Here is a 23,353-nt window from a genome sequence, read left to right on the forward strand (position 1 = left end):
CATAATTAGTGATAAGACTCTCTTCAATGCTATAATTAATCATTTATATGTACGTATTACCGTGGCAATAAAAATCTAATGACACGTTGCTTATCGTCATGTCAGAAAAACGATAATTGTTCCGGTTCAATATACCTGAGAACATCTTCGTCCTCTTCAACCCGCACATCTTTAACTACCACCCTCATCCGGCCATCTTCAAGAATATCCTGATTCAAAAGATAACTAACTCCGAACCTTGATGTAATTTCCCGTGGAATTCTATGACCGGGCGCAATCAGTTGGACATCATTCTGTTTCATTATTTGGAACATGGGATCCCACAGATAAACCGCCGAAGTAGCGCCAAAAGGATTATCGGCAATAATAACCTTCTTGGTTCTTACCGTTGAAGTCGTTATAGAAAGCATCCTGATAAATGATAGTAGGCAGACAGCAAAAATAAAATACAGCGAATTATTTTGCCCCTCTGACCCAATGGCATTCTCCCACCGGTAGAATCTAGAGTTTTCCGGAATGCTTTCAATCTTGTAAAGTCTAACCGCCGCTTTCTCCAGATCGACAATTTGCGCCAATAACTCTTTTATCGACAGCTTGTCGGTAATACGCTTTCTGTCAATATTGGCTTCTTCACCAATCTCCCGGACAATTCCTTCAATATGAGATTTCATCCGCAGATACTTTTCTTTTTCTTCAAATTCCTGCAGTTTTAGTTCAATCATATTTGTCCGCCTGCCGTAAACTTCTATCCTGGAAAACGATTCAAGTTTTCTTAAATGCCCCAATACCAGTTCCGCTCGCTGCACGCACCTGCGAGTAAAATCCTGCTGGTAGCTTTCCAGCTGTACTATATCGCTGCTAATTTTCTGCATCTGTTCTTCAAGGCTCATGATATACTCAGCAAAAGCCTGTTGTTTGTCAAGACATTGCCGGGTAGTTGACGGCCGGCTTATTTTTTCCAGTTCGTCCAAAGGCTCACGGATGATAAATTCAGCGGTCTCCCCGCTTATTGTTTTTATCCTGTTATCCCATTTATCATACTGGCGTTGGATAACGTCTTTTAATTTGTAATATTCTTTTTCAAACAGTCTAAACTCCTTGATTTCCAGCGCTATCATTCCAGCATTGGCAACTTGTTCACGCTCTATAAAGTCGTTATAGCTTTCCATCTGATTATGCAGCCTGCCGGTTTTTTCTTTGATTGCTTCCAACTCTTCATTGGCCTTGCAGATGGCTTGCTCATAACTTTCTATAAGCAGTTCAACAGTTTCAATTTCCTGTTTATACCGGATTTCGCTGTCATACATTGGCAAATCGCGCTCAGCGGTTTCCGGAAAATCCTTTAAAATCTCTTTCAGTCTGCCATCGGCATTTTCTATTTTTAGGCTTATCACCTGCAGTTCTTTGTCTACTGTTTTTAATCTGGCAGCATTTTCGGTCATAGATTGCTTTGTCTGTTCAATCATTGATTGTGAAGGAATACTAATCCGAACTCCGCTTTCCTCACTTTTTTCAAGTGCGGCTAAGTCCCCGCCATAATCACGCTTAATCCGGACGCTAAGCACCTCAAGCCTCTCCCGGTAATCATTAATCCGGCTTCGCAAGTCGCTTTCCTCAGTTTTTCTGCCGCTTACAGCCTCGTGTAATGCGGTATACTCTGCCCGCACTTGTGTGAAGAGCAGGTCTGTTTCAAGTTCGGCAAAACTGGCTAACTGAAAGTGGTCCTTTTTCAGTTCATGCAGTTCAATGCTTACATGTTTTATTTGCTCTTCCAGCAAATCATATTGCTTGTCAAGCGCATTAATAGCAGCACTAATTATTGCTGCATTTTTGCTGACAGCTTCCAGTTCCCGCCGTTTGGCGGTCAATTGCTCCCTCATCTCTGTTAGTTCTGATTCTGTCTGAATGGCTGCTAGCAGCTTGTCCTGCTTTTCTCGGCATTCAGTTGTCAGCTTTACCAATTGTTCTTCTCTGTCCTGTAAGCTGTTCTTTTCTTGGACGATTTTGCTATTTTCGGCATTAATATCTTGCAGCCTTTTATTAAGCGCCGTTATTTGTTTGGCAAGGGTTTGAGAATTTTTTTCAGCGGCTTCCATCTGCTCTGCAGGATATTGCGCATAAAAACCATTGACTTTTTCCAGCACGGCACTTAACTCTACAATTCTTGTTTTTATAGCCGAGATTTCGCTGTCACTGTTTTTTAGCGCGGTTTCGATACTTTCTGCATATTGTTCATAGCGATTACCGTCAAGTACCATATCGGCAAAGCTGCAAATATAAAAGACATTATCCTGCTCATTGGTTTCAATCCGGCGCACTGTCTCAATATTTACCACAGGCACCGGATAGTCGGAAACAAAGTCCGGCTTCAACCTGCCGGTTTTTAACTTTTCAAATGACTGTCTGTCCACGATGACGGCAAATGGCAAATAGGGCATCATCCGCAAGATCAACGCTTTCTCTTCAGGATTAGCCTTAGCAATCCAATCAATTCCCGCCTGCACAAATTCGCATTTGTCATCTAACTTGGCAGCCAATACCAGGATTTCTTCATTAGGCACATAATAGCCGCGCGCCTCAGACAGCTGTTGTTTCTGGCGAATTCTGCCTGCTTCAATTTCTTTTTCCAGCTTGTTCAGTCTTTCTTGGTCAAGCAGCAGTTCCAAGCTTTGATGATACTCTAGACGCGTGCCTTTACCAAATTTAGCGGCTTGCTGCTCCAATCCGGTCAGTTGATCTTGGTAGGCTTTCAGCCTGTTATCATACTGTTGCTTAGTTTCAACCCATTTTTGGATTTCGCTTGTTGTTTTGACAATTTCAAGTTCTAAATTCCAAAGCTTAGTATCTGACAACTTTATCTTGTCAGATACCTCGGTATTTTCCTGCAAGTATGCATCTAATTCAGTTGCTATTTGCTGTAAAAATTGCTTGGCGAATAATATCGCTTCTGTCTCGCCGCGGTCCAGAAAGAAATCACTCAGTTCACGGTGCTTTTCCGCTAATGACTTCTCGCTTTTAACTAAACCATTAATGGCCGTTTTTATTACAGCTTCTTGTTGGGCAGTCTCAATTAGCGCCTGTTGCTTTTTCTTTCTTTCTTCAGTAAGCTCATCCTTGGCTGCCCTAGAGTTACTTAGCAAACTCTCACATCCGGCTAACTGCCTGTTCGTCAGAAACCGCAGCCTGCCGCCCGCTGCTTGATACTCAGCCTGTAAACCGCCGCTGTCTACTGCCATCAGCTGCAGACGCTTATCACATTCCTTGAATTTTTCCTTATCGGTACGGTACTCGCCATAGCCCTCCAAGGTCAGTAGGTGGTTAAGATGCTTTTCCAACTCGGCTTGCCTGCCGGATAAGTGCTTCCAATCAGTCTGCAGTTCCCGGCTTACCGTCAGCAGTCCGCCTTTTTCATGAGTAACCCATCCTGCTTCCAGCAGCTTTTTCAAGCTTTTTCCCTCATTGCTGCTGGTAGTATTGTAGTTCCTGCTGTTTAAGGCTGCCGCTCCCTGCTGTTCCAGCAGACTCAATTCGTTGCCAATCAGGTTCCGGATTGCGGCAGCTTGAGCTTTATAGGTTTCGTATTCCTGAAATGCCTGAAGCAAATCATCATTTTTACGGCTGAATTCTGTGTAATATTCCTTGATTTTTTCATATTCGGCCATATGTCCCTTGAGCTTGAGGTACTCATTCAGCCTGCTTCTGATCTCAATGAGCGTGTCTGCCAGCAAACGACTTTCATCGTTATGCTTGTCGCCCTTGTTCAACGCCTCCATATCCTCCACAATTTTCACGAATTGATTTTCAATCAGCTTGCGGGAGGTGGCGTTTTGCCTGAAGTACGACTCGATATTAGTTTCGCCGCTATTTATTCCCCTAATGATATTCCATTCAGAGGTAATAAGACTATGGGCGGAAATATAGCGCTGATAGTGTTCAATTTTATCAAACACTTCTGCCGGTAACCCCTTTTGCCTGAGCTGCTGTACATATTTTCTAATATCCTCAAAACCGGCATAAGCTTTTCTGCCGGTTTCTCCTGTAACAAAAGGCACTGATTTTATGCTGGTTATTTTATTATCATTATAAAAAACGCACCAATTCAGGTGCTCAATATCGGCTGCTTGCAGGTTTTCCTCGTCACCGGACGCGTCGGTTGCTGCTGACGGTTCACCGGAAGAACCCCTTCTTTTTCTGGCGCAGAATCCGGTCAGCAAATACTTGTAGCCGCTGCCTGCTTCCAAAATCCACTCTACAGCCACATGGGAAGTTCTGTCCTTCCCACCATGAAACAACAGGCTAACTGGTTTTTCTTTCCTTAAATATGCTTTCGGCAGGATTGTCTGCAATATTAGCAGCAATAACAAGGATTTTCCGCCGCCATTTTCCAGATCGTAAGTAGTGTTCTTTCCCGCCGGCTCCAGTTTAAAATCATCATAAAACTGAGTAGCATTATTAAAATGGACATTAACTATCCTTACACTCTTTATATGTGGCATCAGCCGTTTACCTCCAGGCTCTGAACAAATGACAGCAGATCTTTCCGGTTATCCCTGTCCTCATAATAGTTCCAGATAATAATTTTAAACCGCTCTGTCGGGTAAATTATCCTCTGATTCATATCTAACGCAATCAGTTTTTCATTGTGTAAAAATCTGCAGATGTTTTCAATAAACGCAACCTTGTCATTTTTGCCGCCTGCTACGCCTTCTCTGGCATCAGGCAGTCTCTGCCAAACCTTACAGATTTCCGCAAAATCAAACTGATTGTCCTGGCTTACTTTTTCCAAATCTTCCCTCTTCATTAAGGAATCCAGGCGTTTGGAAACACTCTTGACAAGATCGCTTATTTTTACATAAGCCACAGGGGTATCAGGATACGCTTCCCGGTAGAACATAGTAATTAGCGTCATCATTATAAAGTAACCTGTAAACAATTCGCTGTTAGTGGAAATATAGCTGATTTTGTCCCGCAATTCCTCATTTGTCCAGCCAAAAAGCCGGCTGCCGGCCTCCGGGCAAATAAACACCCGGTCATTACCGGAATAAACTCTTAACTCCAGTTTACCGACAATGTGCCCGAGCATTTCCCCTACCTCGGTACTATATCGGTATTTTTCATATAACAGCGGATTTTTGTTTTTACTTACCTCTTCGCCCTGCAGCAGCGCTTTCAGTACAGCTAGAGCATCGTCCAACACTTCCATTGTTCCTGCATTCATTATTTGCTTTCTCCTATAAACAGCATATTGGTTATTTTTAATCCGGGCAAAAGTTCAACTTCAGTTTCAGGGAAACTTTTAACAATGACGTTGTTTACATTTGTTTTGCTGCATACAAGCCGAGCTGCTTTAATAAAAACGGCTTCTATCGTTTTAAGCTCTTCATCTACAGGCAGCCTGCCGTCGGCAAAACTGATAATTCTGGAGTGGTTGCCAATCGGCTTGTCTCGGTTCATCTCAATTATAAAACTAATAAAATCTCCGTTATAAACGCTGTCCTCCGAATAGTGCTCGGCCAGATTGCGGCAAAAATCCTGCAGATACACCTGCTGCTTAGATGTATCCAGCGACTCTAGCAGCTTGGCCGCGTAGAATACGAAATTCTTTTTCACCCGGCTGCTTGTCAGCCTATCAATTGTTATCCTATCAACCTCGACTTCACTTATCTGATTTTCTATTTCTTCTTTCCGGATTTTTGCTACTCGTTGCGGCTCAAAGGCCCGCAAAAGATTGAAGCTTTTTTTGATATTTGGGTTCATCAGGGGCTCAAATAAATATTTCAAAACCGCCGGATTTTCATTTTGGGTAATAAGTTTTTCAAATTCGCCCTGAAAACTAAAGCGTTCGGTAAAAATAGCTTTTCTTCTGATGCCCAGGGCTTTATCATACTCCTTGGTAAATCCCACGGCTTCTTTTAAGAGTTCGGTATGCAGTGTCTGGGCACGACCAATTTCCTTTTCAATAATTTTAACCAAGGTAAAGGTACGTTCTGCTTTAGCGTCAGCTTCTCCGTTATTTATTCTTTCGGCATATTCGTTAAAAGCGCTGCCGACATTCTTGACAGCAGTATTAAACAACTCCGCTTCTTCTTCAAACTGCAGAACAATACTTTTATGATAACGGTTGTAAGCCTCGCCTGAATCTAACTGCCCATACATCAAAGCTTCCAGCAGAGAATACTTCCGGTCTTTTTTCTTCTGTACTTCCATATTCAGTCTTCGTACCGTTTCATAAGCAAACCCGAAAGCCCCCTTTTCCATTTGCTTTTGGAAAAGGAGCAGGTTAATAGTTATTTTAGTTTCTTCAGGAAATTCTTTAGTCCTAAGATAAAAGTCCACCCCCGGCTCAGTGATGCGGTATTCGAGCACATTATCCTCAGATTGCTTAATTTCCAAGAACTTTATATATTTTTCCCTCAAATTTCCTGTTTTAAATCCATAGGTATATAAAGTGAAATTCCGGCCACCGTTTTGCAGCCCGTCAAGTATTTCTGCCGTCAACTCCCGTAAGACTTCCTGATTCGGACATTGTACAAGAATTTTCGGCAAAACTTTGGCCAAAAAGGCTTCCATATTTTGAAATGTAATTCCCTTATGTTTGAGTTTCCCTTCATAAATCAGATAGGAAAGCAGCAAAAAACAAAGCTCAGGAACCAACCGTAAGACCTCGTCATCCAATTTCCGCTTCCGCAGCATATCCATAATGGGATAGTATACTTTTACTTGTTCCAGCCTTATATCGAGTTCTTCCAGAAATTCATCGGCCAGGGAATACTCCGGGTCTTTTCCCCCGGTGTTTTCCTGAATGATTTCACGGGCTAATATATCGTCTCCGTCGATAATGGGATTACTGCGTCTTAAATTAAGCATTTGTTATACTTCCAAACCTTTCTTTCATTTGCGTAGCCGAAAGAGCTTCCTGTGGTATATAGAATCCCCCTTCTAGATGACTTTTCAGTTTCACAGCCTGGGGTTGATCAAAATTTTCAATAAATCTTTTAATGTTTTCCAACTTGATTTTTTGCTGCTTAGGAGTTTTTAAAGATGGTTTTGACTGTCCAATCGCTAATACAGCCTGATATCCCACGACAAACGGAACTATCTTATACTGAGGATATTCGTCCACTAGTTCACAGTAGATATTTATGCCCTCCGGATCAAGATCACCGAAATAGAAAAACTTATCTATTTGCGGATTAAGGTCGTATTCCTCCATAAACCTGAAACTGCTGATGATTTTCCTGCCTTCGCCGTAAACCAGCATATCCACCGTGATGCTTGACAAACAATCCATAATATTTTGTTTAAAAGACCAGAAGGTATCTTTGTTTTCGATTATATAAATTTTTCTTGCTGTCCGTAGATGAAAATTCTTTTTATGAAAACTAAAAAAGGGTTCAATCGTTTCCTGACAACCGATACTCAACCAACTAAGCCCCAGTCTTTTTAGAACAATTTCTCCCCGGCTTCTGCTTTGACCCGTTCCCTTAAAGAATTTTTCATCGCCAAAAAGCTCATAGGCCCGTTCATTTACCGTTATAATATCTTTATGCTTCTGGCTAAGAAAGTTAGAAATAGCTTCAATGATTGCCTGGTCATTTATGAAATCCTGCGGGTTTTTAATATAATAATCCAGCGTTGCCGGCGGCAGAATACTTTTGATGATTTGCGCGACAAGTTCGCTATTTTTCTGCTTTAGCTTTTTGTTTACACGGTATTTTTGATATAACCCACTAATAGTATTAGGTTTATTGCCTACGGGCGCTATTAATTGCTCGAAGACAAGCTTCTCGACAACATTACGAAAAGCAGCCTGTCCTGCCGGGCTTTGCAAAAAAACGGGCATATCGCAATTAACGTCTTCCGCAGCAGCAAGAAACTTTTCCACCAGAATATACGTACTCTGGCAATCGGTAATTTCATTTTTTAATTTTATATAAATTCTATCATTGTTTATCTCATTGCGGCTCATGATTTTCTCCTTGTGCTTATATTTTACCATAAATTGGTCCGTTCTACACTGAGTACATTTTTCTAAAAAAAGAACAAAAGCAGCCTTGAACTCACTACCCGGCAATCCGGCTTAAGTTCAAGGCTGCTTCTATGTAAGTATATTCCGAAATTCATCTTCTCCATTTCATTATTACAATTATTTATTGCGTTATTAATCATTTTGACTAAATCACTATCTACTTGAACAGGAGCCTGTTGAGACATTCCTTCTTTCTTAAAAATACTCTATCAAACTGTCTGAGAGTCAATTGGACGATTCGAACCACTGAAAAAAGACATAAAATTTACAGATAATACTAACATCAATTCCACTATATCTTTATCCCAGAAGTTCTTTTTTGCATTCGGTTTTGGCAATAATCCGCCCTTTCCGGATCACAAAGCGCCGGGACGGCTGAAGACGGATGGCATCTGTCACATTACCGGCTTCAATAATTACCAGATCGGCCCTCTTCCCTTCGGCCAGGCCGTAATCTTCCAGTCCCAGTATTTTGGCGGCATTACCTGTAATCATATCAAAAACCTGCTCCCGCTCATGGGGCAGACTCAAATGAGCCGCATGAGCCGTAATCATTGCCACCTGCAGCATATCGGCACTGCCGAACGGATAGAATGTATCCTTGATACAATCTTGTCCACAGCTTACATTTACCCCCAAAGCCAGGAGCTCTTTTACACGGGTAATGCCCCTGCGTACAGGCTGCTGGTCATTGCGGCCCTGCAAGAGAAGGTTGGTAACCGGGTTGGTAATCATATGAATACCGGCCTTCTTGACCTTTTCCATAACATAGCTGGCATAGTGGTCGTCATAAGCAGCTAACGCGCAAGTATGTCCGGCGGTCACACGTCCCTGATATCCCCTGCGGACAGTCTCGTCGGCCAGCATTTCCAGGGTTCGATAGAATGGATCATCCGTTTCATCCACATGCATATCAATTGGCGCATTAAAATGCTCGGCAATATCAAATGCAATATTAATATGTTCTCTACTATCGTCAGGAGTCGCTTCATTGGCCGGCATACCGCCAACAACATTGGCTCCCTGCCGCATGGCCTCCCACATCAACTCCTTACAGCCCGGATTCTTCAATATCCCTTCCTGCGGAAAAGCGACGATTTGCAAATCAGCTAAATGAGCAAACTTTTCCTTGGCCGCCAGTACCCCTTCCAAAGGCTTTAATCCCCCGATAGTATCAATATCAACATGGGAACGCAGCACAGTTGTTCCGTTGACAACGGCCATCCGGATGACCTCACCGGCTCGCGCCACAACATCATCAATAGTATACTGGGGCTTTTTCTCCCAAATAATCTCGATAGCTTCTTTTAAAGTCCCCGAGACATTGGGCCGTACGACATCAACAATATTGACTTTGTCCAGGTGAATATGCGGATCTACGAAGGCAGGAACACAAAGCTGGCCTTGGGCATCAATTTCCTGAATCCCTGTGACGGGAAGATCATGACTTATTGTCTGGATTTTTTCGCCTTCCATCCCGATCGCCATAAGCCTGTCGCTTCCCCGGAGTTTTGCATTACGTATTATTAGATCCATTTGTTTTCTCCTTTCGTATTATGAAATTAATATTTCACTATATTGAATCAATACGTCGTTTTTTGCAAAACTCCTGCCAGTCTTAAAAGTTAATGACAAAATTTTCGCACCATTTTCCTAAAGTGTTGTGCCTGTCAAATAAATTCATTACAATAATCATGGGCACCCTATTCCCTGATATGAAAAAGTTGAAATCGCGCCTAGTGTCCATAGGAGGAACTACGTGGAAAAAACATCAAACACCGGTATTATCCGCTCGGTCCAGAAAAGTGTTATTATACTGCGTCATATTCTAAATTCACCGGACGAAGTAAGTTTGCTGGAGTTAGAGAAAAAGCTGGGTTACAATGCAAGCACCATTCATCATATACTAAAAACGCTTATACTGGAGGGCTTTGTCAGCCAAAACCGAGTCTCCAAGAAATATGCTCCCGGGCCGGAGCTACTGTTTTCCTATTTAACAGCGAACCAACCAGAAAAATTCTTTCACCGTGCCTTGCCGCTTTTGGATAAAAACGTCGCCCTAACAGGTGAAACAACAAACATTTTTATCCGCCAAGGCAATGAGGCTATTTGCATTGCCGGGGTAGAATCCCCCCAAACCTTAAAAGCTTTTTTGCAAATCGGCCGGCGTATCCCCTTAAACGCCACTGCTGCAGGCAAGATTTTCTTGGCATACATGGAGGAAAAAGAAGCTATGGATTTGCTGCGCAGCAACAGCCTGAAACAAATTTCCGTTTCTGTACTAGAAAAATTGCTGCTCGAATTACAGACCATCCGCCAACAAGGATACTCCATTGAAAGCAATGAATTTGACGATATGGTAACTGCCATAGGAGCACCGATATTTGACGGAAACAATAGGCTGATCGCCGCTACGTCTGCTATCGTGCCCAGTACCCGTATTGATGAGGACAAAATAAACATGTTAGTGTCTTCTCTAACGCGGATTGCGCATGAAATTAGTGAAGTTTTACTGGATGGTACCTATAACGAAAATCCCCCTCCTTAAATTGATGCCTGCCGAGGATTGCAAAAAAAATTACCGTGACAATAAATATCCACCGGCAACAGTACCAATAATCCAACCCAGCCGCTCTTTCTTGCGAGCGGATTTTTCTTTGTCCAGTTCTTGCTTATGTAACTTGGCCTGTTTTTCCAATTCCTGATTAACAATTAATCGCGCCTGGGCGTTAACCATGTCGGTAACGTCAATTTTAGTAGTAGACGTTGTGGAAAATCTAAGCTCGCCATTTTCACCTAATTTAACTTCCGGCTTGCCGGTAAGGTTGGGAACTTCGGTTTCCTGCCCGTTAACAATCGCAATTATCTTTCCCTGTCGCTCTACAAATTGCAGCACCGCACCCTGATTGCTAGGAACCTGAACGGTTACCTCCCGGACTGTCTCTCTATTCGTATGAATGACTTGCGGCGGCAGCGTGATGATCTGGGCTTCTGGAATCCTAGCTTTTTGTGCCTGATTAAGTAGGTGCTGCTTCCACTGCTGGTATTCTTGTGTTCCCCAAAACAATAGGGCCAGCACTGCGGCTAGCCCTATTAAATATTTCCAGTTGGCTTTCAGGAATAGAATGACACGTTGCTTAACTGCATCAATCCTCATAATGCCACCTGCCAGTCAGTCACCCCCCGTGCCCAGGCAGCCGTCATTTTTGTCCGCCACGCCGGATCTTGCATATTTGTTTGCTCTTTCCTATTGGAGATAAATCCGCATTCAATCAGAACTGCCGGGCAGACGGTGTTTCTAAGCACATAGTAGTTGGCTTCTTTGTCCGGGTCGTTGTCTCCCCAGTCCTCTCTGAATTTGGTCTCGGGAAAAGCAGCTTTGGTCTGATTGATGATCGCCGTGGCAAGCGGATCGGCTGCGGTTTGACCGGGTGTGGTATATACTTCAAATCCCTCTGCCGCTGGATCTTCTGCACTATTGCAATGGATGGAAATAAAATAATCGGCATCGTTATCGTTCGCGGCAGCTACAATCTCTGTTAATGAATCACTTTGAATGACAATAATCTCATGACCGGCCGCTCGTAAAAAACCGGCCATTTCCTCACCAAGCAGATAAGTAATGTCACTTTCGCGCAAACCGGTAATTGGATTTATTGCTCCTGGATCAGGATTTCCCTTCGGGGCATGACCTTGGTTGATAATACCTAGCATGTTAGATTCCCCCCTTGCCTCCGTCATAGATTATTGCACTTTATAAAATTCGGCTAACCGATTTGATATCTCCTTCGGACATACCCAAGTTAGTCAAATTAAAAGATTTAACAGAGCTGGCGGGACCAACAGGCAAGGATGGGAAAATTTCAATTGATTTGCCTCTTGCAAACCAAAGATGATTAGAATCATTATAAACACCCCAAAAACGTCCGGAATTATTAACATCCAGCACTTTTGACCAAAAAACAGGCTCAATAATGTTAGCGATTGTAGTGTGATATACACCTCCTATCATATTGGTATAGTCTGCATCATAGTTTCCCATAAAAATATAGGCATGCTCTTTATCGGCAATCGTAATGCTGCTAATATTGCCGTTCATACCGGCCGATTTCAAAACTGTCGTTTTAGTGAAGGTTGCCAGATCGATAATATCTAAACAAGTTTCCGGATTAGAGTTGCCTTCTTTCTGACTACCGCCAATACAGCAGATATATAACTTATTATTGAAATGTTCCAATGTAAGGGCATTTTTCCCTACTTCTAAATGCTTCATATACATTAACATGCCAGCAGCTCTATCAAACAAAAGTTTGACTACAAAACTATTAGAGTAAGGAGTAGTTTGTCCTTCCGTATTCACAGTGAACAGTGCATACAGATAGTTACCAACAATAGTCAATCTTTCCCCATGGCTCCTGGCGGTTGCTGGCAGGGAGATAGCAGGCCATGCGGTGGGAAATTGATAGCTTCTTACTTCCTGGTAATTATTGTTCATATTCACAACCGCAATTCTGCTTAGGTCATAACTAGTAGCGCATAACCATGGGTCCTTGGCAGTTATCGCATGTAGATTGGCTACATCATTCCAGGTCTGTTCCGTAAGCGGAGGACTCCAATTGGCGGCAAAGGGATCGATTATCTTATTAGGCCGCAAATTAATACTGCTGCCCGTATACTGGCTTAGCACCAAGCGGCTGTTTGTTCCCTGTAAAAAACCAAAAACAGCCGCCTCTCCATTTAAATAAATTATTTTATTAGCCTGAACTGTAAAAGTTGTTGGTGACGCATACCTATCCCCATAGATGGCGCCCACCACTCCATGGTTGAGGTACTCATTTGATAGTGTGTAAGCAAATAAAGGGGTACTTACAGGCTCTGCGGTGGCAGTCAGCACTGCGTATGTATTTCCACTTTTGCGCACTCGCAAAGGAGAAGCCAGCGAGTCGGTCGGTAATCCCAATTTCGCATACACAGTTGTTCTCCCGTCTTTGACCGCCAATGCCGAATTTCCTGCTTCGCCAATAGTAGTGTAAAGATTAATATCGGTTACCACTCCCGTTTTCCGTATGTGTAACTTCTTGCTATGTAGAGTCACTTTTTCCATCACTCCATTATATTTTTGTTTTGAATGGTGCCACACTAGGTATAGAAAACAAACTGCCTTGGAGTATTACCCCCAAGGCAGTTTGCGTAACAGAATCAATCACTTGAAATATAGGTTTTACTCTATGGTATGTAACTTCATCAATCCTCATAATGCCACCTGCCAGTCAGTCACCCCACGCGCCCAGGCCGCTGTCATTTTTGCCCGCCACACCGGATCTTGCATATTTGTTTGCTCTTTCCTATTGGAGCTAAATCCGCATTCAATCAGCACTGCCGGGCAGACGGTGTTTCTAAGCACATAGTAGTTAGCTTCTTTGTCCGGGTCGCAGTCTCCCCAATCCTCTCTGAATTTGGTCTCGGGAAAAGCAGCTTTGGTCTGATTGATGATCGCCGTGGCAAGCGGATCGGCTGCGGTTTGACCGAGTGTAGTGTATACTTCAACCCCCTCTGCCGCTGGATCTTCTGCACTATTGCAATGGATGGAAATAAAATAATCGGCCTCGTTATCGTTCGCGGCAGCTACAATCTCTGTTAATGAATCACTTTGAATGACAATAATCTCATGACCGGCCGCTCTTAAAAACCCGGCCATTTCCTCACCAAGCAGATAAGTAATGTCACTTTCGCGCAGACCGATAATTGGATTTATCGCTCCGGGATCAGGATTTCCCTTCGGTGCATGACCTTGGTTGATAATACCCAGCATGGTAGATTCCCCCCTTGGTATTCGTCATAGTCTTTGCATTTTATAAAATTCGGCTAACCGCTTCTTTCGTTTCAAATAATTTGCACAAAAGACCTAATAATCCCAGTATCAAAAGTTTTAACAGGACTTGCATTGCCTGTTGGCAACGAATCAAATACATGTACCCTATTACCCGCTACACCCCAGAATTTCGCAGGGGTCCACGGGACGGGGTTACTGACATTTCGTATTTTTTTGCATACCACCCTTCGGCAACCATACTAAAACACTTTTATGTCGACAACCCCGTCCCCCTGACAATACCCAAACAGCAGCCTAAACGAGCAACTTTCTCCAGAAAAGATAAAAAAACTGCGAAGACGGGGGATTGAAAACCCATAGCCAGTCCACCAGCCCGCGATTTCCTTCTTCGTTGGCAACCAAAAATTTTGCGCGTAGATAGTTTTGTGGCTCAACTTGCAGTTAGCAGCTGCTAGTTGAGCCTGTTTGCGCGCAAAACTTCCGATTGAACCCTTCATGAACCGTCCTGTTGTGTTCTGTCCTTTCAAAGGATTCACATAGACTGGCTCTCGGGCAAGTTGACAAATAGGACCGTCCCCATGTCATACTTAATGCACTTTTTTAACACAATTATTTTCATTATAAACAAATAACCGTTGGTGTCATTTTTTCAATTTCTGCTGACCAACTAATTGTAAATTCATAATTTTCCACTTCAAGTATATATGTTTTTCCAGAAGTGACACTTATTACATTATTTGCATTATTATCTTGAAGCCCACCTCTATAATCATAATATTTTGATGACCAACATACGTCACCTACAAATACACGACCATATATGTCATCCATTTCATCGCCACAATCAAAACTATATAATTCTCCTGTTATAGATACCTTAGTTACATTCTGTGGAACAGTAAAATTTATATATTTTATTGGATATATACCATTTGATGATGGGCTTTTACCACTAAAACTTCCTGTTGAAACAGATTGTTTTAATACAGCATACGTCGTTCCATTTTTTCTTACTTTTAATGAGCTTGCATTACCATCTGTAGTAATTCCCAATTTAGCATACACAGAAGTAGTTCCATCTTTCAGAGTTAGGCATGGTGAGCCCACTTCAGTAGTAGTCGTGTATAGATAGATATCTGCAACAACTCCCGCTTTCCGGATATGTAGCTTCTTGCTATATAGAGCCATTTTTTCATCACTCCATGTAGTTATTTTAAACGACAAAGCAAAGGACAGGTACTGTGGCTTCTGGTCTGGCACAATACCTGTCCCGCAAAGTTTTTTACATTCTTACGCTATCCAAATATTCCCTCCAACATCACCTATTGGGATGTTATTGGCGGTTGTGGCTGTAGTAGCTAAAGTAGCCGTAGTTGCTGTCGTTGCAGAGTCAGCAGAAGTTGCACGGGTCGCCGTCGCTGCATTGCCGGTTATATCACCAGCTATTTTTCCGTTAGCATCGCGTTGGACAACTTTTCCCGCGGTTACTGTCGCCACCGCATCGGCAAGTGCTACCGCTCCAACTTGTGCCGCCGTTACGCCATGGGGATTATTTTGGTTGGCTTGATGCCCTGCCGCTGTGTCCAGGGCTGTCTTTACGGTTCCGGTGCCATAACTAACCGCACTGGCTGCGTGTGCCGCACTGGCTGCGCCGGTATGGGATGTTAAAGATGTAGTTACCGCCCGAATATCGCCTGGTAAATTAGCAATTACCTCATTGTCTGCCGGTGTTGTTGTATATGCCATAATTTTTCAACCTCCATATCCTTTTACTCGATAAGTTATTGTCCCGCCTATGTCTGCGCCGGTAACCGCGTTGACCACTTTAACAACAGCGCTCGACAATCCCACAGATAGTACCTCGGCCCGTAGTCCTGCGCCGATCGCTGTCGGCGTAAATATCGGCGTGTTGTTCGGACCCGATCCGCCTAAGAAGGTGCAGCCGAAGCTTACCGTTGTACCTCCGACCGCAATGGTTGCACTCCCGGTCTTTTCTACATCGTCTACATCAGCGGATACAGTAAATGTGCCCACCTCTATGGGGAAATTTTTCTGGTCAGCCGAAGTCAGAACCGCCTTAAAATCGATATATTGCGTCGTCAACGTAATCGGGGTAAAGATCTTCCAATCATCGAAGTTTGTTCCATCCCGGCTTTGGCGGAACCATAATGCTGCCGAATTTCCGGCACTAAGCAAAGCTGTTGAAATAAAATCGGCAGCCAGATTGACCTTGCTTAATTTCCCAAGGTTTTTTCTTGCCGCCAAATATTCGCCTGCTGTTTGGCCGTCCTGTAGTTTTAAAACCACTGAACCGCCAACCTGGCTGCATTGTGTTGATGGATACTCGTTGCACCGCCCCGGAAACGTGAGGCAGGTATAATGCGATGATCCAAATTCCGTATTAGTGTGAGTCCCGCTTTTCAATGTCAATTCGTCGAAACGTAAAATCACATTTTTCGGCGTTAAACCATAAATGGCTACCTCGGCGGTTGCCGCATCCTCGCTGTAATTACCGGCGTTGTTTATCGCCTTAATATGGTAACGATATGTCATTTCCGTGCTGACCGGGACAGATAGCTCGGTGCCGGTTATGCCTGTTTGGATAAGCGCACCATTATTGAAATTTGTGCCCTGCCGGATTTCGTATCCCGTTACATCTGTCGCGTTGTTTTTATTCCAGTAAAGATACGCGTAATCACCATTTTGTACCGCCATAAATCCGGTTGGGCTAGCCGGATACACGCTTGGAGTGATATTGACCGTTGCCGGGTTTGTTGACTCGTTGCCGGAATTGTCGACAGCCGTAACCCGGAAGGAGTGCATTCGGCTTGCAGTTGCGCTATAGGTATAGGTGGTAATTTGGGCCAGATTTTCAATGGTCGTCGCTCCTTCCCGGATTCGGTACCCCGCTAAATCTACATCGTTTACCGCCGGCCACGACAGCTTAACTTTTGTTAAATCTGTGCCATCAAGCGATGCTGCCAGACTGGCAACATCGGAGGGTGAAACGTCTTTGCCGGTAACTTCTACCGCAAAAGATACAACCCCGGTTGAGGCCACGCCGGCATAATTAATAGTGCAGACCTTGACTAAGTAGGTCGTCTGGGTTTTGACGCCGATAATTGTAGTACTGAGCGCGGTGATGCCGGTCGCCCATTCGCTCCAGGTCTGCCCATTGTCGCTGCTGTACAAAACTTTATAGCTGCTGACCAGCTTGTCCCGTGGAATACTCCAGGCTACATTCAGATTTGAAACCATTGTACCGTCTTTTTGCCGGTAGGTTTCTTCCGCTACGCTCAGCTTGCTGACTTCAGTGGTTGTCTCCAGTTCGCTATAGTTGATTTTGGGTATATTGGTCGCTTCCATATAGACTGCTTCAATATATTCAATACAGGCGATTTTGCGCCGTAAATCCTGATCCCGGCTGATGCTGAGCACTCTAAAGGGCTTAACAACTTTGTTGGTTTCACCAAAACTGTATAGGTCCCATTTCTGCGGTATATGGGAAAGTGAACTGGTGAGCGTCACAGTATCGGTACTAATTTCCTCCGATACACTCTGCACGCTGACGGTGACAATGCTTTGAACGTCCTGGGCGGTCGTTGCCGCCGGATTGGTAATCTGCACCGCGACCGCATAGGATTTGCCCGGTTCTAATGTTACCTCGCGATCAAGCTGCAGCGTGGTAGCGGTTGCGGCCAGCAGCCGGCCGGAATATCCCCACTGCGGCACATCATGCGCCAACAGGACCACATCGTTAATCTGACAGGCAATCGCATCAATGTCTGCGCTGTGCTCTACTGTCCGCTGCAGATATTGATTGAGTCGCAGCCGGTATTTTCCTTCCCGGTAAGCCTGGTCTACAGTGGTAATACCATCTAAGGTAATCTGAGTGATATTTGGCTCAGTCATCCGGTCATAATTGTCGGCGTAAACCGTGATAATTTCCTTCTGATACGCTTTGTCCTTGTTGGCAAAGGTGATTTCTATTGCATTGGCCCGGTCTTTCAGGCCGACAAAGGTTTCTTGGAATTTGTCGGTAAGAATATTGCCGACTGTAAATAGCTGCACCGGCTGTCCGGGTGCATCACAGACACACCCGTACCGGGTGCCCCGCATTATGACCTTGCCCCGGCCGACACCTTCCGGTTTCTGCAGCGCAGTCCAAAGGTCGGTTGCCGTATTGAAGATATAATTGAATGTTAGGTTACGGCTATCGCAAAATGCCGCCCAACCGGCGAAATCCCGATACACCGCCCGCGCGGCCGGAGTGCCCTGGATAACGAACTCAAGCTTGCCGGTATGGATGTTTTTAATTTGCCGGCAGCGATGAATCATATCATAGGCAGCCCAAGCCGGATTGGTAGCCGGTTTTTGCTCATACTGACCGGTATCGGCATTCCATACCCAAACCCTATTTTTGGTCTGCAACCAGGTTATGCTTGGCATCCCCCCGCTCAACTGACTGGTTGCTAGCGCTTTGATGCCGACAAGCACTTTGCCGGGACGGGCAAAATCGTCATACATAATGCTCGATAATTGCGTCCAGAAGACGCGGGTGGAATACCGGTTGCTTGTACCGCTTTTGGCTACACATTGAACGCGCACCTCATACTTGGCGGCAGGAAGATGATCTACGCGGTAGGTGCGGAAGAAAGTAGTGTTTTTGGCTGCCGAAATAACCAAGTTAGTATCTGTTCCGTAGGTAAAGTTACTCCAATTGGGGTCCCCAACCTTATGGTACTGGGCTTTAAGCGTGACTGAAGCATTGCCCAAACCACCGTCATCCTGGGCATAATACAAGCCATAGGGGAGCTCCAGTGTTATTTCCAGGCCTTCCACTGCACTCCCTTCGGTTTGCTGCGTGGTCCAGGTATTGTCGAGGTTTAATTCATAAGCTAAAGCCTGATCGACATAGCTGTCGTTAAAATTGAAAACTACCGTTTGGTCATTTGTTCCTAACCGGGTTTCGGCACCAACGCCTTTGTAGTAAGATATCGGATTGTCATTTATCCGTATGTCGCTGATACTGTCAATCGGCCCTTCACCGCCGCACAGCAGGATATTCAGGTATTGGTTGTCACCGTCGCTTGACACGTGCTGGGCCAGTACCTGCCCGGCCGTCCGCATGGTGCCATACGTTACGGCCAGGGCGTTGCCCTGGTCGGTCAATGGTGGCGAATTGTTCCAGTTGTAGGACGGATTTGTTTCATAGGTTTTCCTGTCAGCCTTCGCCGGCGGGAACCAGTGATTGATGAGCGTGCCACCAATTGCGGTAACAGCCCCGGCAGCCATGTGGGCCCAGAAATTATTCCCATTGTTTGCCGGAAACCAACCTCCCGCCCACTTATTCGCGTAGAATCCCAATGCAATCATACCAATGGCTCTGAACCAGTCCTTGCCGCTTTTGCCGACAACCGGGCAGACGGCTAACCAGTCATCTTGATTGACAAGCTGTTCTTTGGCATTCTCAGCAACATTCCCGCCAATGCTGACAATGTATTCCTCAAGACCCATAATGTAGGGCTGAACATATTCATAGGCCGTTTTACCGGGAATATGCCGGCAAGTATGAATTTCCTTATCAGTCTGGTCAAACGGGTTTTTTAGCACAGTTATTGTGATCATTGTATCACCTCCGGTACATAGAAGCCTTCGATACGTTTTTCCCAGGCGGGACTGTCGACGCGGTCAATGTTTACGCCAATACCCTTGCGGGTATGTATAAACCGGCCCTGGCCGATATATACCCCCGTGTGGTCACAGTAAACGGTAAACCGGATAACAACAAGTGCAGGCACGGGGATGTCTCCCTCACACCTGCGCCAGCAGGGCCGCTGCTCATTTACTTCACTGTGAATGCGGCTGGCATCTTCACAAGATATTTTGTAGTCAGGCAGTGTAATCCCATATCGACTGAATACTTCCGTGGATAGTCCCCAACAGTCGAGTCCGACCGCCGGATTACGTCCGCCGTCAATAAAAGGCAGGCCAATTAGATCATCAAGTTGTTTATTCATACTCCCCCCAAATAAAAAATCGCCCAGCGGCGATTTTGCTTATGAGACTTTCATTCTCCCTTGTCCATACAGTTCGGCGATTATGCATACAGCCCGCCTTCCGGAATGCTTGGCTCGCCGCCGTATCGCATCGCGTTGCCCCGGGCGCGGCAGGACTGCAAAGTGCCGTCACACGCAGGCAATGCCCCGGCATACCCACACTCAAGCCCCTTATACTGATCGCGCCAGGCGCAGAAGTTTTTCAGCACCCGCCGAAAAGGAAACCGGAGCTGGGTGGATATATCGGAGCCAAGGTAAAAAGTTACCCACTTGCTGTCACAGGTGGTTGATTGCACGGTAAAGATTTCCTCCAACTCGGGCAACGTATTGTCAAGATGCTGGGAATGTACCACTCTGAGCGTTACGGTAGTACCGGTCAGTCCGTTGTGTTTTTCCACATAGGCCTGCACAATTTGCGTAATGTTGGAAATCTGCAGCGGAACAGCCTCTGGTTTGCCTTCAATGTCTTCTATGACTTCGCCAAGCTTAAAGTTAAAGGCGGTCCAGCTACAGCCATTCCATACGATGTCTTCACTATTGCGTACCAGCCGCAAGGGTTCCCCGGAATCGGGAATAGCGACTTCCACCAGCAACAGCCACACGCCGTCACTGGCAAGCAAGCTTTTTTCAAGCATGCCGGCAACTGAAAGGTTAAGCATGTTACACCTCCTGGATTGCCAAGGCGCCGGAATAGTATCCCGGCGCCGACAAGTTGAAACTAATATCCCCGCCGGTGAACCGGACAGAAAATAGTTTCCCGGAATATGGATCATTGGGGACGGTTGGATAATACCAGTCAAAGACCAAACTGCCGCCATAAACTGTCTTGCGGTAAAAATCGCGTAAAGCCGCATAATCGGCGGCAGGCAGCGCCGTCCATTTCAGAATAAAGGTCAGCGGCATGCGGGTAAATTTGACCCGGGAAACCACCAGTCCGTTTTCCATTTCAGACTGCAATGAAGGGTCTTTGATTTTGGTTGTAAAAGGGTATACCGGTTGTTGAATAGTAGGAAACTGTGCCATTACTTTTTTACCTCCCTTACCTATTTTACTGGGGATTTGCCCCAAATAAGGCGATTGAACAGTAATGGCAGCATCCGTGAAAGATGCTGCCACCATGTTGATCTTTTGTGTTGTTGTCCTAGAGAAACGACAGATGTGACACTGCGCTCTGGACGGCACTGACGATTCGCCAAGGGTAACTGACTGCAGAATTTGAGTTCTGCGATCAGTTTCGTTGTCCTATATGTGCCGAAATATCACGAGGAATATGCATTCAGAGTAGTAGCAGCCTTTTTTTACCGTTATACAGTGAGCTTGGTCAGAGTTTTTCAGTGTGTTCAATTTTTTTCAAGCCGTTCCGTTTGTCTACCTGGATCGTAAGCGACATTAGCATTTCCTAGATCAGAAAACTCTGTTATCAGTTCCGGCAGCAAGAAGCAAGCCTGTGGGAAATATATTATTTCACCATTTTTTGTTGTTAACTTAGTACGAAATATTCCTTTCTCTACCTTGGCAATATCGCTATACTTCACGAAGTGTTCTTTCGGATCCATCTTAGACCAAAGACAAAGCCATATTGGATTTACCCTCTCCACCAAGGTAACGCCTTCGTTAGTAAGCGTTACCTTGACCTGTTCATAGATATGTAACACTATGATTAGCAAGGCAACCAACCCGATAAGGCCAAGAAGAGGCTTCCAAAATCCCATGATCAGCAATTCCAGAAAGAAGAATAAGCAAAATCTAAAAAAAGTGTTTTCCCACCAGGAATATTTCCCCAGTGGTCTATAGGAAATATTCAAGCCTTTGCCGCTCATTCCCTGTGACATAGTGACATTCAAGCGGGAAATGCACCATTGATTCAATGGCGAACGGGTGAGCCGCCTGACGACATCCGCTACGTCAATATATACTCCATCCCGCTCATCTTCAAACTCATCACTTGGATGGCAGACGTAGCACCATAGCCTGTTGCATTTGTAGGAATAGTCCAATTTATGTATAATTTTGCTAATATCCGTGAAGTCCACTTCGGCATCATCCTGCACGAGTCCGTTATTGGCAACAGTTACCGCATCAGCCTTCCCAATCTTTTCATCAAGCCGATCCCAAATTATCAGGCCAACTATTAGAACAAAGCCCCAAAATAGTTCGGGTGGTATGTTAAAATAACGCAGCGTAGCTTTGTCGAAAAGTTTGATCGGAAGTGCTAAGATAGTACCAATCAGCCATGGCGATGTCCGGGTGAACGACCCTCGAAATGGTGATCTTCTCATAATGCCTCCGTTGGAGTTTGCTTTTTAGATTTATTTCTTCATAATCCCTCTTTTCCCTTTATTTGTATTTTACTATAGAAAGAATGGACTCTACTATTTATCACTTGCTATAGCGCTAGCGGGTTCTGTTATAATAGGCGCTCGGATCTGGGGCTTTAAAGTTTTGCCAGTTTTCTTTATCTGCCATATATTCCTTAATTACCCTGTTCATAAAATAATCCTTGAGATCATCCTGAAAATTCGACTCTAAGAATTCTCCTAAAACTGTACCCGCATAACCACCACCTGAAACGCGTGACGCTAAAAGAGCCTGTCCCCCTCGTTCCGGCAGCTTGAACCATCCCAAATAATTATAGGCGGCCCTGTGGGCTATACCATCCGCATCTTCATCAGAAAAGCCTCGGTTTTTAGCTTCCTGAAAAACTTGCTCCCCATATTCCTTGACGTCCTTAGCGTCCAGCAATACGCCTATACCCTTAGTTGCTTCGCCAAAAGTTTTTAAGGTCTCAGAAGTAATCACCTTGCCGTTAGGTAGGATGATTGTCCCCCCTTTACTCCCTCTATCGAGTGCAAATTCCCCTGAAGCATCTAAAGCTACTGAACCTGCGGCCTTTAGACCATCTACAGTACTCTTGCTCATCTCCATTTTGCCACCAACCTCAGATGGTGGAATCGGACTTAGATCATATGACCAATAAATCGCATCAGAATTGAATTCAGTATTTTTCGACTCAGCATTACTCGACTCCTGACTCAGCTTGGTTGCTGCATCCTCGACAGCAGGCAACATATGCGAATAAAGGGTTTTTTCCTGTTTAATATATTGTTTTACATCATCAGGATGCACCCTGCCGGAAGCGGTTACCCTCCATGATAGTCCAATTTTAAGTGGATTTTCTCTTAACCGATAACCATCTAGAATGTTTTGATGACTAAGTGTTGGGTTAATAAATACAGGACTCTGTGGATCTATTGCCGCAAATATGTTTTTCCATATACCATACCAATCATACCATCTTAATCTGGGCGCTGTGACTACTACCGCTGGCAAGGTAAACTCGGGTAGTAATTGAGCGTTAAACTTCTGATTTGTACTAACTTTATCACTCATAACTTCAACTCCTTCCGACACAAGCCTCCTGGTAACCAAAGT

Annotated in this window: 18 protein-coding genes; 1 reads left to right on the forward strand and 17 read right to left on the reverse strand. The window is 44.6% G+C overall.

Annotated elements, in window-relative coordinates; all coding sequences use genetic code 11:
- Window positions 1-101: 101 nt before the first annotated feature.
- The 5 genes from SRRS_RS22335 to SRRS_RS22355 all read right to left on the reverse strand — a co-directional run bounded on the left by SRRS_RS22335 (window position 102) and on the right by SRRS_RS22355 (window position 9,565).
- Complete coding sequence (locus tag SRRS_RS22335) at window positions 102-4,496, reverse strand: hypothetical protein (RefSeq protein WP_371363611.1); 4,395 nt, start codon at window positions 4,494-4,496, stop codon at window positions 102-104.
- Window positions 4,496-5,218 carry a DUF6063 family protein gene (locus tag SRRS_RS22340; protein ID WP_371363612.1) on the reverse strand — a complete coding sequence of 241 codons (723 nt, stop codon included), beginning with the start codon at window positions 5,216-5,218 and terminating at the stop codon, window positions 4,496-4,498. The genes SRRS_RS22335 and SRRS_RS22340 overlap by 1 nt, the downstream gene beginning before the upstream one ends.
- Window positions 5,218-6,867 (reverse strand): hypothetical protein, encoded by a 1,650-nt coding sequence (locus SRRS_RS22345; protein WP_371363613.1) that lies wholly within the window; start codon window positions 6,865-6,867, stop codon window positions 5,218-5,220. The genes SRRS_RS22340 and SRRS_RS22345 overlap by 1 nt, the downstream gene beginning before the upstream one ends.
- Complete coding sequence (locus tag SRRS_RS22350; protein ID WP_371363614.1) at window positions 6,860-7,969, reverse strand: Wadjet anti-phage system protein JetD domain-containing protein; 1,110 nt, start codon at window positions 7,967-7,969, stop codon at window positions 6,860-6,862. The genes SRRS_RS22345 and SRRS_RS22350 overlap by 8 nt, the downstream gene beginning before the upstream one ends.
- Window positions 7,970-8,329: 360 nt before the next feature.
- Window positions 8,330-9,565, reverse strand: a complete 1,236-nt coding sequence (locus SRRS_RS22355) for an amidohydrolase family protein (RefSeq protein ID WP_371363615.1) — start codon at window positions 9,563-9,565, stop codon at window positions 8,330-8,332.
- A 223-nt stretch (window positions 9,566-9,788) separates the two neighbouring features.
- On the opposite strand from SRRS_RS22355, the gene SRRS_RS22360 reads away from it, so the two are divergent.
- Complete coding sequence (locus SRRS_RS22360; RefSeq protein WP_371363616.1) at window positions 9,789-10,577, forward strand: IclR family transcriptional regulator; 789 nt, start codon at window positions 9,789-9,791, stop codon at window positions 10,575-10,577.
- A 30-nt stretch (window positions 10,578-10,607) separates the two neighbouring features.
- Here SRRS_RS22360 and SRRS_RS22365 read toward each other — a convergent pair whose 3' ends face one another.
- The 12 genes from SRRS_RS22365 to SRRS_RS22420 form a co-directional block, all read right to left on the reverse strand.
- Window positions 10,608-11,186, reverse strand: coding sequence for a hypothetical protein (locus SRRS_RS22365; protein WP_371363617.1), 579 nt, complete (start codon window positions 11,184-11,186; stop codon window positions 10,608-10,610).
- Entirely contained in the window at window positions 11,183-11,743 is a 561-nt protein-coding gene (locus SRRS_RS22370; protein WP_371363618.1) for an N-acetylmuramoyl-L-alanine amidase, read from the reverse strand. Before SRRS_RS22370 ends, SRRS_RS22365 begins: the two co-directional genes overlap by 4 nt.
- A 40-nt stretch (window positions 11,744-11,783) precedes the next feature.
- Window positions 11,784-13,133: a hypothetical protein gene (locus SRRS_RS22375; protein ID WP_371363619.1), complete on the reverse strand. Its 1,350-nt coding sequence runs from the start codon at window positions 13,131-13,133 to the stop codon at window positions 11,784-11,786.
- A gap of 147 nt (window positions 13,134-13,280) precedes the next feature.
- A complete protein-coding gene (locus SRRS_RS22380; protein WP_371363620.1) occupies window positions 13,281-13,841 on the reverse strand; it encodes an N-acetylmuramoyl-L-alanine amidase in 561 nt (186 codons plus the stop codon).
- 639 nt (window positions 13,842-14,480) lie between these two features.
- Window positions 14,481-15,050 (reverse strand): hypothetical protein, encoded by a 570-nt coding sequence (locus tag SRRS_RS22385; RefSeq protein ID WP_371363621.1) that lies wholly within the window; start codon window positions 15,048-15,050, stop codon window positions 14,481-14,483.
- Window positions 15,051-15,152: 102 nt separating this feature from the next.
- Window positions 15,153-15,608, reverse strand: coding sequence for a hypothetical protein (locus tag SRRS_RS22390; protein WP_371363622.1), 456 nt, complete (start codon window positions 15,606-15,608; stop codon window positions 15,153-15,155).
- 6 nt (window positions 15,609-15,614) lie between these two features.
- Complete coding sequence (locus SRRS_RS22395; RefSeq protein WP_371363623.1) at window positions 15,615-19,490, reverse strand: host specificity factor TipJ family phage tail protein; 3,876 nt, start codon at window positions 19,488-19,490, stop codon at window positions 15,615-15,617.
- Window positions 19,487-19,882 carry an NlpC/P60 family protein gene (locus tag SRRS_RS22400; RefSeq protein ID WP_371363624.1) on the reverse strand — a complete coding sequence of 132 codons (396 nt, stop codon included), beginning with the start codon at window positions 19,880-19,882 and terminating at the stop codon, window positions 19,487-19,489. Before SRRS_RS22400 ends, SRRS_RS22395 begins: the two co-directional genes overlap by 4 nt.
- An 80-nt stretch (window positions 19,883-19,962) precedes the next feature.
- Window positions 19,963-20,580, reverse strand: a complete 618-nt coding sequence (locus SRRS_RS22405; protein ID WP_371363625.1) for a hypothetical protein — start codon at window positions 20,578-20,580, stop codon at window positions 19,963-19,965.
- Between the two features lies 1 nt (window position 20,581).
- Entirely contained in the window at window positions 20,582-20,944 is a 363-nt protein-coding gene (locus SRRS_RS22410; RefSeq protein ID WP_371363626.1) for a hypothetical protein, read from the reverse strand.
- 317 nt (window positions 20,945-21,261) lie between these two features.
- On the reverse strand, window positions 21,262-22,200 hold the full coding sequence (locus SRRS_RS22415; RefSeq protein WP_371363627.1) for a hypothetical protein: 939 nt from the start codon (window positions 22,198-22,200) through the stop codon (window positions 21,262-21,264).
- A gap of 115 nt (window positions 22,201-22,315) precedes the next feature.
- Window positions 22,316-23,311: a hypothetical protein gene (locus SRRS_RS22420; RefSeq protein ID WP_371363628.1), complete on the reverse strand. Its 996-nt coding sequence runs from the start codon at window positions 23,309-23,311 to the stop codon at window positions 22,316-22,318.
- Window positions 23,312-23,353: the final 42 nt, after the last annotated feature.

It is taken from the genome of Sporomusa rhizae (assembly GCF_041428845.1).
GTDB classification, from domain to species: Bacteria; Bacillota; Negativicutes; order Sporomusales; family Sporomusaceae; genus Sporomusa; species Sporomusa rhizae.

Coding starts and splice junctions, on each gene's coding strand:
- SRRS_RS22335 (WP_371363611.1), bottom strand. CDS start 4,496: ATGCCACATATAAAGAGTGTAAGGATAGTTAATGTCCATTTTAATAAT.
- SRRS_RS22340 (WP_371363612.1), bottom strand. CDS start 5,218: ATGAATGCAGGAACAATGGAAGTGTTGGACGATGCTCTAGCTGTACTG.
- SRRS_RS22345 (WP_371363613.1), bottom strand. CDS start 6,867: ATGCTTAATTTAAGACGCAGTAATCCCATTATCGACGGAGACGATATA.
- SRRS_RS22350 (WP_371363614.1), bottom strand. CDS start 7,969: ATGAGCCGCAATGAGATAAACAATGATAGAATTTATATAAAATTAAAA.
- SRRS_RS22355 (WP_371363615.1), bottom strand. CDS start 9,565: ATGGATCTAATAATACGTAATGCAAAACTCCGGGGAAGCGACAGGCTT.
- SRRS_RS22365 (WP_371363617.1), bottom strand. CDS start 11,186: ATGAGGATTGATGCAGTTAAGCAACGTGTCATTCTATTCCTGAAAGCC.
- SRRS_RS22370 (WP_371363618.1), bottom strand. CDS start 11,743: ATGCTAGGTATTATCAACCAAGGTCATGCCCCGAAGGGAAATCCTGAT.
- SRRS_RS22375 (WP_371363619.1), bottom strand. CDS start 13,133: ATGGAAAAAGTGACTCTACATAGCAAGAAGTTACACATACGGAAAACG.
- SRRS_RS22380 (WP_371363620.1), bottom strand. CDS start 13,841: ATGCTGGGTATTATCAACCAAGGTCATGCACCGAAGGGAAATCCTGAT.
- SRRS_RS22385 (WP_371363621.1), bottom strand. CDS start 15,050: ATGGCTCTATATAGCAAGAAGCTACATATCCGGAAAGCGGGAGTTGTT.
- SRRS_RS22390 (WP_371363622.1), bottom strand. CDS start 15,608: ATGGCATATACAACAACACCGGCAGACAATGAGGTAATTGCTAATTTA.
- SRRS_RS22395 (WP_371363623.1), bottom strand. CDS start 19,490: ATGATCACAATAACTGTGCTAAAAAACCCGTTTGACCAGACTGATAAG.
- SRRS_RS22400 (WP_371363624.1), bottom strand. CDS start 19,882: ATGAATAAACAACTTGATGATCTAATTGGCCTGCCTTTTATTGACGGC.
- SRRS_RS22405 (WP_371363625.1), bottom strand. CDS start 20,580: ATGCTTAACCTTTCAGTTGCCGGCATGCTTGAAAAAAGCTTGCTTGCC.
- SRRS_RS22410 (WP_371363626.1), bottom strand. CDS start 20,944: ATGGCACAGTTTCCTACTATTCAACAACCGGTATACCCTTTTACAACC.
- SRRS_RS22415 (WP_371363627.1), bottom strand. CDS start 22,200: ATGAGAAGATCACCATTTCGAGGGTCGTTCACCCGGACATCGCCATGG.
- SRRS_RS22420 (WP_371363628.1), bottom strand. CDS start 23,311: ATGAGTGATAAAGTTAGTACAAATCAGAAGTTTAACGCTCAATTACTA.